At 44.5% G+C, this 17644-nt stretch carries 13 protein-coding genes; 5 read left to right on the plus strand and 8 right to left on the minus strand.

What is annotated here, in order from left to right; genetic code table 11:
* Positions 1–78: 78 nt before the first annotated feature.
* A complete protein-coding gene (locus tag MHB71_RS09820) occupies positions 79–963 on the minus strand; it encodes a LysR family transcriptional regulator (protein ID WP_340029451.1) in 885 nt (294 codons plus the stop codon).
* A 124-nt stretch (positions 964–1087) separates the two neighbouring features.
* Here MHB71_RS09820 and MHB71_RS09825 point away from each other — a divergent pair, with 124 nt between their 5' ends.
* The 4 genes from MHB71_RS09825 to MHB71_RS09840 all read left to right on the plus strand — a co-directional run bounded on the left by MHB71_RS09825 (position 1088) and on the right by MHB71_RS09840 (position 5779).
* Positions 1088–2098, plus strand: a complete 1011-nt coding sequence (locus tag MHB71_RS09825) for an alpha/beta fold hydrolase (protein ID WP_340029452.1) — start codon at positions 1088–1090, stop codon at positions 2096–2098.
* A 186-nt stretch (positions 2099–2284) separates the two neighbouring features.
* Positions 2285–3889, plus strand: coding sequence for an extracellular solute-binding protein (locus tag MHB71_RS09830; protein ID WP_076327571.1), 1605 nt, complete (start codon positions 2285–2287; stop codon positions 3887–3889).
* A 90-nt stretch (positions 3890–3979) separates the two neighbouring features.
* The gene (locus tag MHB71_RS09835) at positions 3980–4870 is read left to right on the plus strand and encodes an ABC transporter permease subunit (RefSeq protein ID WP_076253078.1); all 891 of its coding nucleotides are present in this window, start codon (positions 3980–3982) and stop codon (positions 4868–4870) included.
* Positions 4871–4888: 18 nt separating this feature from the next.
* A complete protein-coding gene (locus tag MHB71_RS09840; protein ID WP_036671192.1) occupies positions 4889–5779 on the plus strand; it encodes a carbohydrate ABC transporter permease in 891 nt (296 codons plus the stop codon).
* A gap of 105 nt (positions 5780–5884) precedes the next feature.
* Here MHB71_RS09840 and MHB71_RS09845 read toward each other — a convergent pair whose 3' ends face one another.
* Together MHB71_RS09845 and MHB71_RS09850 are read right to left on the minus strand one after the other, a co-directional pair.
* Positions 5885–7630 carry a sensor histidine kinase gene (locus tag MHB71_RS09845; protein WP_338708864.1) on the minus strand — a complete coding sequence of 582 codons (1746 nt, stop codon included), beginning with the start codon at positions 7628–7630 and terminating at the stop codon, positions 5885–5887.
* Positions 7631–7658: 28 nt separating this feature from the next.
* Positions 7659–9275 (minus strand): helix-turn-helix domain-containing protein, encoded by a 1617-nt coding sequence (locus tag MHB71_RS09850; protein ID WP_076253076.1) that lies wholly within the window; start codon positions 9273–9275, stop codon positions 7659–7661.
* A gap of 187 nt (positions 9276–9462) precedes the next feature.
* Between MHB71_RS09850 and MHB71_RS09855 the strand changes: the two genes are divergently transcribed.
* The gene (locus MHB71_RS09855; protein ID WP_340029453.1) at positions 9463–9738 is read left to right on the plus strand and encodes a hypothetical protein; all 276 of its coding nucleotides are present in this window, start codon (positions 9463–9465) and stop codon (positions 9736–9738) included.
* A 144-nt stretch (positions 9739–9882) separates the two neighbouring features.
* Here the strand turns inward: MHB71_RS09855 and cydC are convergent, their stop codons facing one another.
* From cydC to MHB71_RS09880, 5 genes are all read right to left on the minus strand, one after another.
* Positions 9883–11610, minus strand: coding sequence for a thiol reductant ABC exporter subunit CydC (cydC, locus tag MHB71_RS09860; RefSeq protein ID WP_340029454.1), 1728 nt, complete (start codon positions 11608–11610; stop codon positions 9883–9885).
* Positions 11607–13430, minus strand: a complete 1824-nt coding sequence (gene cydD, locus MHB71_RS09865; protein ID WP_340029455.1) for a thiol reductant ABC exporter subunit CydD — start codon at positions 13428–13430, stop codon at positions 11607–11609. The genes cydC and cydD overlap by 4 nt, the downstream gene beginning before the upstream one ends.
* A gap of 14 nt (positions 13431–13444) precedes the next feature.
* Positions 13445–14458 carry a cytochrome d ubiquinol oxidase subunit II gene (locus MHB71_RS09870; RefSeq protein WP_340029456.1) on the minus strand — a complete coding sequence of 338 codons (1014 nt, stop codon included), beginning with the start codon at positions 14456–14458 and terminating at the stop codon, positions 13445–13447.
* On the minus strand, positions 14458–15822 hold the full coding sequence (locus MHB71_RS09875) for a cytochrome ubiquinol oxidase subunit I (RefSeq protein WP_307412723.1): 1365 nt from the start codon (positions 15820–15822) through the stop codon (positions 14458–14460). The genes MHB71_RS09870 and MHB71_RS09875 overlap by 1 nt, the downstream gene beginning before the upstream one ends.
* Positions 15823–16221: 399 nt before the next feature.
* Positions 16222–17616, minus strand: coding sequence for an MFS transporter (locus MHB71_RS09880; RefSeq protein WP_340029457.1), 1395 nt, complete (start codon positions 17614–17616; stop codon positions 16222–16224).
* Positions 17617–17644: the final 28 nt, after the last annotated feature.

Genomic DNA, 17644 nt, shown 5'->3' on the forward strand with positions numbered 1-17644 from the left:
TTGAAGGTTGATTCCATTTAACCTCACGATCTCCATGAAGAATATTTTAACACATACATCTAAACAAATTCTGAACAATCAAATCAACTCACTCTTGGCGACCTTCATGAAAGCAGCCATGGACGGAGAGATCCATTTTTCCCGATGCCAGAGCATTTGCGCAGAAAAGGATACATCTGATAAATCCCACGGCAGAGCAACCACTTCCCCATCGATCAACTCTTTCTTCAAAGCCATTTCAGGTAATAAAGCGATCCCTAGACCAGCCACAACACATTGTTTAATGGCTTCTACACTGTGAAACTCCAGCTCTGTCAGAGCATCCACACCTTTCTTTGTTATGGATTGATCAAAATGAGTGCGATACGAACAGTTCTTTTCGGTCAGTAAAAAATGCTGTTTGTGGAAGTCATCGATGACCAACTCGGAACGCGATGCTAACATATGATCGGGAGAAACCACCATTTGAAAGGTCTCATCCTTTAATAACTCTGACTGAAGGTCTTTGGAATTAATAGGCTCATCCAATACAAATACGACATCGGCATGCCCTTCTCTCAGACTCGATTTGAGCTCTTGCCCAGACAAGGGACGGAACAATAACCGCACACCAGGATAGTCCGCTCGGAAGCGTTTGAACAAGGCTGGAAGAAGATATGCACACAGCACTTCGTCTGCTCCGATCACAACCGTTCCCGCCAATTCTCCGTGCTGACTGGATATGCACTTTGCTTCCTCTACATCGTTTAATATCTTAGTGGCGTACGGCAGAAACTGTTGGCCAGCATCTGTTAACACAACCTTTTTGCCTAATCGATCCAGCAATTTCACCCCGAGCTCTTCTTCCAGCGATTTGATTTGCATGGTTATGGTAGACGGTACATAGCTCAATAATTCAGCAGTTTGACTAAAGCTGCAGGTCGATGCAAGTGTCCAAAAGGTTTTTAGCTGGCGTATTTCCATGAGTCAGGCACCTCCTAAGTTCAAAATAAATGAATGATATGTTCGATAACGTTTCGTTGAATTGATAATAGACGTAATGTAGAGTGAAATCAAGTTATTACTATTTTATAAGGAGAATCAATCTATGAACGATTATGAAACATATAACCTAGGAGATACATTACTTCAATCGGGACAACAGCTCCCTCAAGCCTTTATCGCTTACAAGACCTATGGAAACTTAAATGCGGCAAAGGACAATGTTATTGTTGTCCCAACATGGTTTGCTGGAATTCACACAGATAATGAATGGTTAATTGGAACGGACAAAGCGCTGGACCCCAGTCGTTATTTTATCGTTGTGCCCAATATGTTGGGTAACGGGTTATCGTCTTCTCCAAGTAATACCCCTGCCCCATATGATAAGAATAACTTCCCTATCATCTCCATGTATGACAATGTACATGCCCAACATCAACTCATCACTCAAAAATTCGGTATCTCCAAAATCAAACTTGTTGTGGGCTGGTCTCTGGGAGCCATGCAGGTTTATCAATGGGGAACCAGTTATCCTGAGATGGTTGAGCGTATTGCCCCCTTTGGCGGGACGGCAAAGAGCAGACCCCATACACAGTTGGTGTTCAAAGCAATGATCGCGGCGTTACAGGCAGATTCGAATTATAAAAATGGTAGATATGAGCGCCCTCCGGTTGCCGGTCTCGCAGCGATGGGAAGAGCTTATGCTCCATGGGGGTTCTCGCAGACGTATTATTTGGAAAAATTGTACCAATCTGAGGGTTTCGACTCCTTGAAATCTTATGTAGAAGATTACTGGGATCAGGTATTTCTTCCCTTCGATGCTAACGACTTGATTACCATGTTGCGTACAGGAATCTATGGAGACATTAGCGATAATCCCGTAGATGACGGCAACTTCGAACAGGCGTTAAGCAAGATCACTTCTCCTGCACTCGTTATGCCAGGATCAAGTGACTTGTTCTTCACGCCAGAAGACAGTTCGTATGATGCTCAGCATATGCCAAACGCGGTGTATCAACCTATAGAGTCCAAGTGGGGACACTGCTTTGGAATCGGAGCAAACGAAGAGGATTCACTCGTTATCGATCGTCATCTAAAGCAATTTTTGGAGTCATGAGTAAAAAAAGAAGGAGCACAAAGTAAAAAAAGTGCACAAAGCTCATTTCTCTTTTCTCCGCTACAACTCAAAAGTAAAAAAAGATACCGGTTCTCGTCAATAACCTTTATATCCCGTTCCCCCTTTCTCGTTTAGAATATTTTCAAGTAAGCGTTATTGAAATATGACTGATAAGGGGGAAAAGAAATGAACAAGAAAACGAAAGCCTTAGTCTTGTCTGTGTGCATGTCAACCTTATTACTCGCAGCCTGTAGCAATGGAAGCGGTGCCGATAAAGGTTCAACGACGGACACGGATTCCAACGAGGCTGGAACGACAACCATTCACACCGTAACATCAGAATACACTTCAGCAAAATATCCAAAGGGCGACGATATCACCAACAATGTATGGATTAAGCGATACAAAGAGAAGTTTAATATCAACGTCAAAACAGACTGGGTCAGCGATGAGTACGATACAAAACTCAATTTGGCTATCGCATCGAACGATCTTCCTGACGTATTCAGAGTTAATCCATCACAACTGAGACAGTTAGTCGAAGCAGATATGGTCATGGACCTTTCCGAGGTCTTTGATCAACACGCTTCAGATCGTCTCAAAGGTTACATGGAAGCAGATGCAGACAGTTACGAATCTGGAAAGAAGGACGGTAAGCTATACGGGATACCACAGATGCACTGGGGATTAATTGAACAACCAGACTTCATCTGGATTCGGAACGACTGGAAAGAAGAATTGGGAGTCCAAGATCCGAAATCTGTGGAAGACATCAAAAATATCGCACTAAAATTCATGGAGAAACACGGCGGTTATGGTATAGCGGTAGACCAATCGTTGGATTACCTCAACCTGCTGGCCATTGCATGGAATGCGCATCCGGATATGTGGATGGAGGATAGCACTGGAAAACTCGTGTACGGCTCCGTGCAGCCTGAGATGAAAAATGCGCTGGCTGAGTGGTCAGAATGGTACAAGCGAGGCATTATTGATCCGGAATTTGCAATCAAAGACTTTAATGCGATGAACGCGGATATTGTAGCCGGCAAAGTGGGAATGCAACCTTATTACCAATGGTGGGGTTATAATCCGGGTGTCGACACAGTATCCAATCTGGGTAAGGACGCTATCTTCTACCCTTATATCATCCCTACCGTTGATGGAAAAGAAGCCAAACAATCCATTTTCTTCGCCAACAACAATTATATCGTTATGAAAAAGGGATTTAAGAGCCCTGAAGAAGTGATCAAAATTTTGAACGACTACGCTTATATTGTGGATGAAGGCAATGGCAAGGAATCCACAGAAACGTTATCCGCCTTGCTGGACAACGATATTGCCCATGTTGTTGGAGCGTTCCGTGTACTTAATCCGAATTCCGATTACGAGCAATTTGAGGCGGTCTCCGCTGCCCTTCAATCCAAGGATACCAGTGGACTCACAACTTCGGGTATGTGGCAAAAATATAACAACAGTGTGGAATTCATGGAGAATGCAACCCCAGGAGCAGTTGGTGATTATTTGCAACAAGGGGCTCCAAAGAATGCGTATGGTCTTGCCAAGAAAGTACTGGACAGCGAGAACTATACAAAGACGGCCTTATGGGGTGTTACGCCAGAAATACTTTCAAGCTACGGAACAACCTTGGATGATATCCTGACCGAAGGCTTCACCAAGATCATTATGGGTAGCGAAAGTATCGATTATTTCGATGTTATTGTCCAGAATTGGCGTGCAGCCGGGGGCGATGACGCAACTCAGGCAGTTAATGAAGCCTACGGGAAGAAATAATCTCGTTTGTCACAAAGAGGGGATGAGGGTCATCCCTCCCCTTTATTTGATAGCGATTACATTTGGCGTACAAGGAACGGAGGAATACGAATGCTGAGAAAATGGCAGCAGCAGCGTGCTTACCATCTCATGTTAATTCCAAGCCTGGTCTTGGTCTTCATCTTTTGTTATATCCCTTTCTACGGACTTATTATTGCATTTCAGAAGTACAATCCGGGCCTCGGATTCAACTCGCCATGGGTAGGATGGGATAACTTTACCCACATATTTAATCAGCCGAACTTCGTAAGAACGATCTGGAATACATTGTACATGTCTGTCTTTAAGATTATCGGTGGTATAATCGTACCCGTAATTTTTGCATTACTGCTTAACGAGGTACTACACAGTGGAATCAAACGTACATTTCAAACCCTTGTCTACATTCCGAACTTCCTCTCTTGGGTCATTATGGCTGGCATCATGCTGGATATCCTTAGCTCCGACGGCATTATCAATACATTTCTAAGTGTATTTGGGATTGCACCGATCTCCTTTCTTGGCACACCCTCTATTTTTCCTTGGACGATGATTGTGAGTGACATATGGAAAGGTTTCGGGTTTGGCACGGTTGTTTATTTGGCAGCCCTGACCAGTATTGATCCGGGACTTTACGAAGCCGCGGTGATCGACGGAGCGAAACGGTGGAAACAAACCATCTACATTACGTTGCCTCTACTCATGCCAACCATTGTTTTAATGACCGTACTTTCACTTGGGAACGTACTCAATGCTGGCTTTGACCAAATCTATAATCTCTACTCCCCTGTTGTCTATCAGACGGGTGATATTATTGATACCTATGTCTACCGTTTAGGAATTCAACAAGCACAGTATTCAATTGGTACCGCTGTCGGGTTATTTAAATCGATCATTTCCAGTGTTCTCGTTGCTGTATCGTACATCCTGGCTTACAGAGTGGCTGGCTATCGTATCTTCTAAGAAGGAGGAACTTACATTATGATCTATGATAAAAGTATGAGCAGACGTGTGTTTCTTATCTTAAACTACACCATACTGCTTCTAATCTCTCTCCTATGTATCCTGCCGTTTATCAACCTGCTGGCTGTTTCATTCAGCAGCAGCGCGGCTGTATCTGCGGGGAGTGTTACGTTCTGGCCTGTGGAATTTACGACAAAAGCCTATGAATTTGCATTAACTGGAGGATCATTTTTCTCCTCTCTCTGGGTAGCCATTCAACGAACCGTTATCGGAACGGTGGTGAATCTGGTTCTGATCGTACTCACGGCTTATCCCCTCTCCAAATCCAAACAAAAATTGATGGGGCGTAATATCTATATGGGATTTTTCATAATAACCATGTTATTCAGTGGAGGTCTAATTCCAACCTATCTGGTAGTCGTCAAAATGGGACTGATCGATTCCATATGGTCTCTGATCCTGCCTGGGGCCCTCCCCGTATTCAGTATGATTATCCTCATGAATTTCATTCGGGGGCTGCCCGAGGAGATTGAAGAATCAGCAATTATCGATGGTGCTGGGCCTGTACAGGTATTACTTCGTATTCTACTCCCGCTTCTCAAGCCCGCTCTCGCTACGGTTGGGTTGTTCAGTATCGTTGCCCACTGGAATTCATGGTTCGATGGCATTATCTATATGAACAATCCAGACAATTATCCATTACAAAGTTATCTCCAGACCCTCCTGCAAAGTTTTGAGCAAATCATGCTGAAATCTGGGTCAGATTATACGCAGCTGTTGTCCATGATGAACGCCAGAACGGGGCGCGCCGCTCAGATGTTCCTGGGTGCCATTCCGATTTTACTCGTGTACCCATTCTTGCAGAAATATTTCACCAAAGGTTTGGTGTTAGGTAGCGTCAAAGGGTGAACAAAAGGGCTTGCAGTTCATACTGCGAGCCCTTTGTTTATATCTAAACTTATTTTTATGATCGCTGTACCGTATTATGAGATGCTTAAGTGGAAACATGAATGACTATTTGGCTTCTATGATGGCAGGCAGCAGAATGGAGAAAATGGTACCTTCACCTATTTTACTCTCCACCTGTATTCCATAGGATTTCCCAAAATGAAGTTGAATCCGCCGCTGCACATTATGCAATCCAATCCCATTCGTTCCCGTACCTTCACCGGATTTCTCTTCCATTAAATTCTGCATCGTATGATGATCCATACCGACGCCATTATCGCAGACTTGGATCACAACTTCATCCAGCTGTGATTGAATCCGAATGGTGATGATTCCGTCTTCTTCGAGTTCAGCGAGTCCATGAAATATTGCATTCTCCACAATGGGCTGTAGAATCATTTTGGGCATGCGATAATTTAGCAGTCTATCCTCAATCTCGTATCTCATCTGAATACAATCGTAGTACCTGACATTCTGGATCGTTACGTAATTCGTTATATTATCAAGTTCCTCACGAATGGTTACGAGGGTTCCATCGGATTTTGTTGCATAGCGAAGCATCGAGATTAGTGCATCGGTCATTTCCACGATTTTGTCTGCCTGCTGCATCGAGGCAATCCATTTAACCGACCCAAGGGTGTTATACAGAAAATGAGGCTTGATCTGATCATGGAGCGCACGCATCTCGGCCTTGGCTTTCTCTATTTCTTCCTGCTGCATCCGTTCGACCAACCGCTTCAATTCGTGTGACATTCTGTTGAATCGAATGGATAAATGTCCAATCTCATCTCTTGATCCAATAGGTTCAACTTGTTCAAACTGACCTTTCTCGACTAGAGAAATATTCCGTAGCAGTTTTTTAATGGGAGTTGTGATCACGTGAGATAAAAAGATGGATATGACGGCAGCAAAAAGAACAATGACGATGGCAAGCGTCACCAGATTACGGCCCAATATTTTGCCATCAGCAGTCAACTCATCCAAAGGCATATATAAGTAAGTTGTCCATTTTTGCTGACTTAGGGGACTGGTCACCACGACATTTAGTGCTTCAGGCGGACGAACGTTGTCCCGGAACAGTGTCCCGATTAATCGTTCATTCACGTTATATACGATCTTGTCATCCTCATCAACAATCATGAATCTGGAGCGCAGCCCTTCCTGCAAGTTGCGGTTGACGATTTCAATGAATTTGATATCAATGCTGACAACAATCACGCCAAGCAGTTTTCCACTAGTCACATCATGAATTTTGCGAGCGTGTGACACTGCCAGTATTTTATTCTCCAATTGCTCGTCGATTCGCGTTGTGAGGGTAATGGTTCGATCCTTATCATGCATGAACTTTTTAAACCACAATTCGTTTGCTACTTTGAAGTTTGGATCAATGGGTTGATGTGGACTGACAAAAAGGTCTTGCCCCCCGTTCATATTGTAAAGGTAGATGGAGAATACGCGATCTTTCATCATGATGTAATTCATCAGAATATTGTATGCGGCAATCTCATGTTGTTCATCACCCTCTCGCAGGAAATCCTGGATCGGAAAACTCCCCTCATGAGTCGCAGACAGATTGTCACTAAGCCCATTGCTGGCGAGCAGCGAAATTTTCTCAATCTCCTTGAGGAACTCATCAATGCGAATATTCGTCTGTTTGGCCAGATCGTTTAGCAACGTTGTATAGTTCTGTGCCAATAAACGCTCTGAGGAGTAATACGAGTTGATTGTCATCACCAATACCGGAAGGATAATGACCGTCATACAGATCACCATAATTTTGTACTTGATTCGGAAGGGCCGAACATGCTTCATATGCTGCACCTCTATTCACCGATTACATTCATCCCTGCTGTAATTCTCGATATTCCTCAGGAGTGACACCTACCGATTTTTTGAAAATCTTACTGAAGTACGTGTAATTATGGTAACCCACCTTTTCTGCGATTTCATACACTCTCATTCCTCTGCTCAATAGATACGCCTTGGCATGTTCAATTCGAACTCGGGTCAAGTACGTAATAAAGTTCTCTCCTCGTTCCTGTTTGAACACACGGCTGAGATACGACGGATTCACACTAATTTGGCTAGCGATACTTTGCAGTGAGATATCTTCCGCATAATACTTGTCGATCAATTCAGTGGCGAGATCGGTGTAAGTGCTTTCCTGTTTGATTTGGGAATCGGTTTGGAAGTAATACGCAATATGAGCAAGCATATCTTGGTGGATATCCTCCCAATACTCCCCCTTTAGAACGATTTCATAGGGTGATTTTTCTGTTAAAGAAGGTGCACCTCTTTCCGTAGCTCGGGATAGATGAGAATGTATCGTTTCCATTACCATGATATATTGCTTGCGAATGCTATTCTCATCCGCTCGTAGCTGTTCCAGATTGGATCGGATTCCTTCAAGGAACTCTTCCGCCTTTTTGTTGTCTTTGCTTACCCATAACTTCAACAAATCTCGTTCTTGTTGCGGGCTTAAAGCCCCCTTAACTTCATGTCGATCTGGGGATTGAACCATATCATCGTAATACAACACCTGGTTGCTTCCTGTGAAGAAACTCTGTTGTAGAGCCGTTTCTGCCTCTTGGCAGGCCTTCCTGATGTGAAGGAATCCGGAAGTCATTCTACTTACCCCAGCCGTGAGTGATAGATTCATAAAATCCTTGATCGAAGACAGCAATTTATTACATAGTTTATTTAAGTCGGCGTGTACAGATTGGCTCTCAGGAAGTACATTGACGATCACCCAATATTCTGAGGAACTTTCAACAAAAATCTCTTTCTCCCACTTCGATGGAATGATCTCTTCCATAATATTAAGAATCGAAAATCGGAGCAGCTTTTCCCCCTTCTCTACATATTTCCGCTTTGCATCCTCGTAATAGTTCACGATGAACTTCATGACAACCAACTGGTCCGAACGTATACGAAAATGCAGTTCTTCCGCTTTGGTGACGATATCCTCCTCACTAATGAATCCGCTTACAATATCTTGGAAGAAACTATCCTTTAGATATCTTAGGCTCTTGGAATAGTCCTGTGTTATAGAGGGTGTGTTGGTTGGGTGAACATGTTCACTTTGCAGTTTCTGTCCAACCGTGCTCAGGAGGTCAATAAGGGAGGATTCGGTGATCTCACTTTTAATCAAGTAATCTGAAGCGCCAAGTTTTAGCGCCTCTTTCACATAATGAAATTCGTCAAAATTACTCAGGATGACATACTTACAGGTTTTCAGTACGCAGGAGGCCTCTTGTATAAGTTGTAGCCCATCCATAATCGGCATTTTAATATCTGTAATAATTAGATCAGGCATCACTTCAAGCGCAAGGCTTAATGCCTCTTTTCCATTTCCTGCCTCTCCAACAACATAGAAATTATACTCTTCCCAATTCAGCATGGAACGAATTCCAACCCGCATGAGCAATTCATCATCTACGATCATCAGTTTATACATGCGTATCCCCCAACATGAACCATTTTTAGATATTTTACCATTAAACGAACTGTTGCAAAGATGTCTAGCGAACCTTATTGAATTGCGGGTATCATAAATAACACTTTTACAGAACATACGTTCCTGTTATAATCAGATTATCATATTTGGTGTAACATAACATGCCCGTCTGGAAAGGATACATATCATGAATTTATACAAGTTTGAATTAACGGTGAACGGATATCTATTACGTGTTCATTTCAGTGCATCTGAAGAAAGTGGATTGAAATGGTGCAAACGAGTTGCTTCTGAATTCCAGAATAACGTTGCCAATCTGGAGATCAAGGTTGATATACATAAAAAGCAGAAACAAAAGCATGCACGGGAATATCACGGAAAACCCTATCTGTATGATAGGACACTCAGGAAAAAGCCGCTTGCGAAGAAAAATAAAACGGCTGAATCATCTGTGGTTATGTAAAGGTAAATTAACATTGCCGCTTAACAAGTCTTCTCAATAGGTAGACAAAAAGACTAAAGAACGACTAATTGATGATAACATCAGTAACGTTCTTTAGTCTTTTATGAAAGTACTATCGACACCTTGAGTAGACTGAAATTCCTTTCACGCCCCGGCGTCTCCAATCATTTGTCGTTCAATTTGTTTCATTTCATAAAAATAGCCTTTTTGCTCCATCAGCTCAGTGAAAGAACCCGATTCTACAATCTTGCCTTGGTCCATGACCACAATCCGATCCATCTCTTCCAATCCCGTCAGCCGATGGCAGATCAGAAGAAATGTATCTTCGGATGCTTGTGCAAGAAGATGCTGGAGCACATGTTTCTCTGTGACGTAATCCAACGAAGAAGTTGGTTCGTCCAGAAGCCATAACCGTCCTTTGCGCAGCATGGCCCGTGCGAGAGCCAGCCGCTGCTTCTCACCATCCGACAGGTTCTCCCCTTTTTCATAGACCATGTCGGTCAACAACTTATTCGGCAGTTGGACTTTATCCAGCACAGCCGACAGTTGTTCATCCGAATGTTCTTCTCCATTCAGCAACAGGTTGTCCCGGATGGTTCCCCGGAAGAAGTGGCTTTGCTGCAGCACGACATTCGTCCCTTGCCAAATGCTCTCTTCATTCAGTTCCTTCACCGAAACATCGTTTAATCGTATATCGCCAGACGTTGGTGCACGCAGCTTGAGTAACAAATCGATAATCGTTGACTTACCTGAACCGCTCGGCCCGACAATTGCTGTTTTGGAGCCTGCTGCAAGTTGCAGGGAGAGCTCCCTCAGCGCCAGTCTCCATTCCCCTTCATATTGAAAGCTAACACCAGATAGTTCAATCGAAACCGCCTGATTGGCTGACACTTCACCGCTTGACTGTACAGGTTGTACATCGGAGGTTGGCACCGTTTCCGCCAGTCGCTGAGCGGCGTGCTCGCTGTCCTGCTTATATAGAGGTAATATAGCCATTGCCGCAGCTTCTTCGAACACGGTCTGCGTGGCCAGGATCAGCATGGCGAGGAATACACCGGCAAACGCTCCATTCACAATTAAGAAGGCGCTGAGTGCTAGCACACCCCATGTAACAAGATACGTCACAAAAACGTGCATAGATTGCCCGCGCAGCAGGTGCGAAGCGGCTTGTTTCTGTTCCGTTGCCAATGCAGCGGAAGCCTGCTGAAGCTGTTGCTCACGCTGTTCCAATTGGCCGTATACTTTCAGATCCCGGAAACCATACAACACTTCGGTTACTTCCGTGGACAGCAAGGCCCGTTGCTGGCGGACACGTCCGTGTATTTTTCGCTGACCTAACAAGACAATACCTGGTACAACAAATGCCGTAATCAGCATACCTAGTACTAACAAACACGCAATCCAGATCGAAAAGGCCGAAGTGAACAGCATGGTAGCCAAAAACACCATAACGACCATGATGGGTGGATACGCGACCCGCAAAAAATAATTTTGCAAGCTTTCCACATCACCCACGATCCGCGCAAGCAGATCCCCGCTTCGGTTTTTGTTCAATATACCTGGCGTTACCGGGATCAGTTTGGCAAAAAAGGACGTCCGCAAGCGGCTCAACATGGAGAATGTTGCCCTGTGGGAATACAATCGTTCTCCGTAGCGGCTCGCCGCTCGAAGGAAACCCAGCAGTTTGACCATGGAAGTGAGTACAATTAAGGTGTACAGCGGTGGCGCAAATACCGTTTGCGATATCATATACCCACTCGCGGAAAAGAGAGCTACCCCTGCTATGCCGGCGATAAATCCGCCCAATATCGAAAGCAAGATATCCTTGCGCTCCTGAATCATCGCTTTTGACAGAATCGTCAGCTCATTCATGCTAACCCTCCTTTCCGTTGTACATCAACCATCTCCGCATATTGAGGCAGGCGCGCCAGAAGTGCTTCATGATGTCCTGAATCCACTAATACCCCACTATCCATAAACAAAATGTTGTCCGCATGTTGAATTGTATATAAACGGTGTGCCACCGTAATCATCGTTGCCGTTTTCGCTAATGACGCAATGGATTGTTGCAATACCCGCTCGGTGTGTAGATCCAGTCCTACGGTGGGTTCGTCGAACAAAATAACAGCTGGTCGCTTCAGAAAAGCACGTGCCAAAGCAAGTCTTTGCTTTTCCCCACCAGACAGCCCCCGGCCACCTTCACCAACAAACGTATCCAAGCCCTGCTCCAATTGTGCAACAACGCCAGTAAGTCCTGCTTCATCTGCCGCCTGCTCAATTTCAGCTTTGGAGACGTTCCGACCCGCGCCAATCGCGATATTTTCGGCAAATGTACCTGCAAAAATATACGGATGCTGTGTAATATAGCTAACACGTTCAAACCATGCAACCTCATCATGTTGCGAAAGCTGGCTTCCGTTAACCAGAACCGCTCCCGAATCTGGTTTCAGTAAACCGGCAATGAGATGAAGCAGCGTGGTTTTACCTGAGCCGCTTTTGCCTACAATAGCAATCTGTTCTCCCGGTCCAATCGAGATCTGTCCTGTCTCAAGTCCAAAGGAATCAGGTGTGTACTGGAATCGGACATGGTCCAGTTCAATGGTTGGTGGCATTGTTATCAACTCGGCACGAGCTGTACGGAGCTCTTCCATCCTTGCAATGGTATCGGCATTGGTTAATTCGCTTTGATCCGATCCTTCTTCCCGCTCCGTTTGTGTGCTCTTGATACTTGTTTCCTCAAGCATTTGTTCCACCTTACGAATGGCCCCCATACTGGTTCGCCCGCTGTGAAAAGCCGTTCCCGTATTCTTCAACAGACTGTAAAACTCAGGGACGAGTAACAACATGAGAAAGGCTGTGTGGAAGCTCATCGATTTGAAAACCAGTAATTGAATAGCCAGTTCAAGCGCGACAATACCAATGCTTAACATCACGATCGATTCCAGCATAAACGTATTTGTAAATGCAATCTTCAAAATGCCCATGGTGGCATCACGATACCCCAGACTGCTGCGTTCAATCTCCTGCTGTTGACGTTTAGCCCGTCCGAATATTTTCAACGTAACCAGCCCTTGAAGCGAATCCAGAAATGTACCGGAAAACTCAGCCAGTTGCGCGTATTTTTCTTCTGATTTGTTCTTTGTCTTGAGCCCAACCAAGATCATGAACAGCGGGATAAACGGTGCCGTAAACAACATAATCCAGCCTGTGTTAGAGTGCTGCGTAAACGTAACAACCAGAATCAGAATCGGGATCATCGCAGCTTCCATCATACGCGGCATGTACTGACTGAAATAACTGTCGGCCTCATCCACAGCATCCAAAGCAACACTGACCTTTCCTCCCGTCTGTCCACTCAGGGTTGAAGGCATGGAAGCGCGGGTCAGGTTCTGCAACACAGATGCTCGCATATTTGTCTTGGCGCGTGCTGCCATATGCAAGCCCACTTTCCCATTACCATACGACAACAGTGAGCGTACAGCCATAATAACCAGTAATAGGACAAGCAACAGGACCACTGATGAAAAGGAAGCTTTCTCTACAAAGATTCGCTGGACTGCTTCAGCCACCAAGGTGGCCTGGCTTATAATAGCTACACCAAGGGCCAGCGAAATGATCGCAAGGAGAAGTCTGTTTTTTCGTTGTAAAGACATTTGCTGCGAGATCAGATTGGATTTGGCTCTCCTCCTCATTAAACGCTCCTCCTTTATTTTTTCCCTTTCACATAATCCGCATCAAACAGGAACAGTTTGAAGACCAGGATTAGAGAAGGAACTAACAAGCACAGACCACCGATAAACACAACGACGAGTGCAAAGCCCATTGCAGGTGATGTGGCGCTACTCTGAATGGTAATGTATGGATCGAGAATGTAAGGATATTGCCCAATCCCGTAAGCAAAAAAGGCTGTGAGAAATTGCAGCATGATGCATATAAAAGCTAAACCATAACGGCGTCCGTTATATAACAGCCACATGGCAATCATGAAAAACGCAACGGAAAGCGCCAGCAGCCACCATAAATCCATCATATTTTGAAAATGACGCTCATTGTGTTGACCCAAATATATAAATGCAGTCAGCGCGAGAATAATGGTCGGTGTGCTCCAGAACAAAGCATAGTTCCGCATCAGCTTCAATGCCGAATGGTCCTCTGCGCGAGAAGCGTAAAATGTGAGAAATGACCCACTAATGAACAATACGGACACGATCGCCAGTCCAACGATGCTCCACGATAATGGATTCGTAAATAGTGCCCAGTAATCCAGGGAAACGGTATCTCCCTGCTTCAAAATAAAGCCACCTTCAGACAAGGTCAGTGCCACTGACAATGACGCTGGAATAAGCAACCCTGTAGCTCCATATAAGAACAAATACACGATACTTTTTTTGGAACCATAATTTTCGAAAGCATAGAACGACCCACGAATGGCAAGTAGAATGACGGCAATACTTCCTGGAACAAGCAGCGCGGAGCCATAATAATAGGCCGTGTCCGGGAAAAATCCAACGATGCCAATATAGAAAAAGACAAAAAATACATTGGTGATCTCCCAGACAGGTGATAGATAACGGGAGATCAGACGATTAATCAGATGATCCTGCTTTGTCAGGCGTGCATAAAAGGCAAAGAAACCTGCTCCAAAATCAATGGAAGCTACAATAAGATAGCCGTACAAGAACAGCCAGAGTACCGAAATACCAATTAATTCATAACTCATCAGGCCTGATCCCCTTTCTTGGCTGATTGATCATGCTTCTCCTTCAACCATTTCTCCATCTCGAGTTCAGCAGGATTGTTATTGAACAACCGTCTCAGTACGACGACACACATAACGCCTAGCAGGATGTAGAGAAGCAAGAAGACGAAAAATAAAATTCTTACACTCGGTGAAGAAGTAGCAGCCTCTTCCACTCGCATATAACCTCGGATGATCCATGGCTGCCGCCCGATCTCTGCATAGAACCAGCCCATCTCAACAGCCAGAAAAGCAAGCGGTGCACTGAGTGCAACCATACGAAGCATCCACTTGTTAAACTGATTACGTTTCTTCCAGAATACAAACAGGAAGTACAGACTTGATATAGCAAGCAGAGCGAATCCAATACCAGCCATTAGATCAAACAAATAATGCACAAGTAAGGGCGGGTGTTCATCTGGTGGAAATTCGTTCAGCCCGGTTACCTCGGCGTTAAAGTCTCCAAAGGCAAGGAAACTGAGCAGTTTCGGCAAATGAAGAGCGCCTATAATTTCATGTTCTGCATTCAGCCATCCCAAAAAAATCAAATCCGCGCCGCTTTCCGTCTCGAAATGCCACTCGGCAGCTGCGAGCTTCTCCGGCTGATGCTCAGCCAAAAACTTGGCAGACACATCTCCAGCTAAAGAATTTAACAAACTGAATACCAGCACAACGGCCATCATGAGATTCAAGCCTTTTTTGTGGTAGGCCGACACTCCTTTTCTCAGCATCGCAAAGGCTGCTATTCCTGCTAACAGAGCAGCTCCTGTCAGATAAGCCGAGCTTAATACATGGAACACTTTGGAGAACGTCGCTGTATTCATCATCGCTTGCACGGGGTTCACTGCCATGAATTGACCTGCTTCCATGACAAAACCTTCAGGCTGGTTCATGAATCCGTTCACTGTTGTAATAAAAACAGCAGACATGCCTGCCCCGGCGACAATCGGAATAGTCAGCAACCAGTGGATATACGGATTTTTGAACCGATCCCACGTGTACAGATAAATGCCCAGGAATATTGCTTCAAAAAAGAATGCAAATACTTCCATAAATAGTGGCAGTGCAATGACATTCCCGGCAAGTTTCATAAAATTCGGCCATACCAAGGCCAACTGTAGTGAGATCGCTGTGCCTGTCACGACACCAACCGCGACAGAAATGACAAACCCTCTGGACCACCTCTTTGCCATAAGTATGTAATGGTGATCCTTCTTCCGAATGCCGATGAACTCTGCAATAGCAATCATCAAAGGTACGCCGACACCAAGCGTTGCAAAAATCACGTGGAACCCGAGCGTCAAACCAGTCACTAGCCTGCTCCATAAAACCGTATCAATAGCCATTCTTTGTGTTGCCTCCTTTCAAACTCTGTTCAATTTAGAAACATTCAATATCAGATTTGGCCAAGCTCAATGCAGAGTTGCGAAAAATTTCACAAAGTTAGGTATGACGATATCTTGCCACACCTATAATGCGTTTACTCCTGTAGGCCCCCGATAATAAGAAGCATTGGATGCCTATTAAAATCTGATATTGATGCACTTAATGTACTAACCAAGCCTATTAATCAAAATTATTATATCTTTATTTTTACCTAATTCAATCAAAGACACGGCTTCTACCCTAAACGTTCAAGAAAGGATCAACTCTTTCTGACAACTTGGTGAAAATCAAAAAATACACCCAATGGAGCTATTGATTCATTGGGTGTAAACGTGTTATTGCACGGCAGATTCTCTATTTTACTTGCTTACTTGCTCCGGACTCACCAAACCTGCCTCGCGACGTATGCTCATGATGATCAGTGATGCAGCTAATACCGTAAGGATGATTCCAAGCATCTGAAATCCTGTCACATTGAATGTATCCCCCATAACAATTCCAATCAATAACGACGATAAAATGGTCCCCAGATAGCGTGATGTATTAAAAATACCCGATGCGACTCCAATCATTTCTTTCGGTGTGCTTTTAAACAGTGCTGCTTGCATACCGACCGCGTTTAGGCCGTTACTTATGCCAAATAAAGCTAAGGCAACAATGATTATGAAGATTGGAGAAGTTTCATTCATAACAACGATTAATATAGAGCCAAATGTCATTAAAGAAGCGGATACGATCAGAGCTGGCCGTGATCCTGATCTGTCAATCCAGCGCCCTGCGATCGGAGCAATAATGACCGAACATAACCCCAAAGCTAGCATGCTCATTCCTGTATGAACTTCGTTGAGATGACGTACCTGCTTCAAATACGTAGGAACTCCAAAAAAAAGTGCGTAAAACAGGATGTTCACCAACATGTATTGCACATTCACCCAAGTCATCTCCGGATATGAGGCAAACGTTCGCAGAGGGATAAAAGGCGTGGCTACTTTTAATTCATGTCGGAAGAACATGACGAGTGCGATTAACCCGATCCCCCCTGTCAGCAGATGCCATGTTGAAATATCTCCTGTGGAATTTACTGAAAGTAAACCGATGAGCAGAGTCACCAAAGCTACCGTAAACATCAGGATACCTGGTGCGTCAATTAACGCAAGCCATTGCCGAATGGACATTTGACCAGAGATAGACAGGGATTGCTCGTCCTTCGGGATTGTTTTCCAGGCGAACCAAAAACTCGCCAAGACAAACGGAATATTAACGAAGAATATGCTGCGCCAGTCCCACCAATGAATCAATACTCCACCAATAAAAGGTCCAATTGCAGCCGCTCCAGAAAGGAATATAGCCAAGGTGGACAAGGCGGAGGCTTGTTTTTCAGTCACGTTCATTCTGACAATCGCCATTCCGACGGCCACCATCATGCTTGTGCCAATTGATTGAACAATCCGGAATACGATGAGCCACGAAAAACTGGGAGACCACGGAGCTAACATGGACGATACAAAAACAATAACAAGACCCATGAGGAAGATCTTCCTGCGGCCAAACAAATCACTACACTTGCCCATGACGGGTTGAGCGACAGCACTGGCAATGTAAAATGATAAAATAATCCACGAAACGGCTGTAAAATTAAGTTGATACACTTGTTGTAGCCTGGAAATTGCCACCGAAATCATGGAGGAATTCAACGGATTCAACATAATTCCGAGTCCAACAGCTAACATCAATCCTTTATTTCGAACGTTCATTGGTGCACCTCTCTCTCTTCTGCTGTTA

Source organism: Paenibacillus sp. FSL H7-0940 (assembly GCF_037979415.1).
GTDB lineage: Bacteria > Bacillota > Bacilli > Paenibacillales > Paenibacillaceae > Paenibacillus > Paenibacillus amylolyticus.

Excerpts from the sequence above, each read along its gene's own strand:
- MHB71_RS09835 (WP_076253078.1), top strand. The coding sequence starts at position 3,980 with ATGCTGAGAAAATGGCAGCAGCAGCGTGCTTACCATCTCATGTTAATT.
- MHB71_RS09855 (WP_340029453.1), top strand. The coding sequence starts at position 9,463 with ATGAATTTATACAAGTTTGAATTAACGGTGAACGGATATCTATTACGT.
- MHB71_RS09870 (WP_340029456.1), bottom strand. The coding sequence starts at position 14,458 with ATGAGTTATGAATTAATTGGTATTTCGGTACTCTGGCTGTTCTTGTAC.
- MHB71_RS09840 (WP_036671192.1), top strand. The coding sequence starts at position 4,889 with ATGATCTATGATAAAAGTATGAGCAGACGTGTGTTTCTTATCTTAAAC.
- MHB71_RS09880 (WP_340029457.1), bottom strand. The coding sequence starts at position 17,616 with ATGAACGTTCGAAATAAAGGATTGATGTTAGCTGTTGGACTCGGAATT.
- MHB71_RS09820 (WP_340029451.1), bottom strand. The coding sequence starts at position 963 with ATGGAAATACGCCAGCTAAAAACCTTTTGGACACTTGCATCGACCTGC.
- cydD (WP_340029455.1), bottom strand. The coding sequence starts at position 13,430 with ATGAGGAGGAGAGCCAAATCCAATCTGATCTCGCAGCAAATGTCTTTA.
- cydC (WP_340029454.1), bottom strand. The coding sequence starts at position 11,610 with ATGAATGAGCTGACGATTCTGTCAAAAGCGATGATTCAGGAGCGCAAG.
- MHB71_RS09825 (WP_340029452.1), top strand. The coding sequence starts at position 1,088 with ATGAACGATTATGAAACATATAACCTAGGAGATACATTACTTCAATCG.
- MHB71_RS09850 (WP_076253076.1), bottom strand. The coding sequence starts at position 9,275 with ATGTATAAACTGATGATCGTAGATGATGAATTGCTCATGCGGGTTGGA.
- MHB71_RS09830 (WP_076327571.1), top strand. The coding sequence starts at position 2,285 with ATGAACAAGAAAACGAAAGCCTTAGTCTTGTCTGTGTGCATGTCAACC.
- MHB71_RS09845 (WP_338708864.1), bottom strand. The coding sequence starts at position 7,630 with ATGAAGCATGTTCGGCCCTTCCGAATCAAGTACAAAATTATGGTGATC.
- MHB71_RS09875 (WP_307412723.1), bottom strand. The coding sequence starts at position 15,822 with ATGGCTATTGATACGGTTTTATGGAGCAGGCTAGTGACTGGTTTGACG.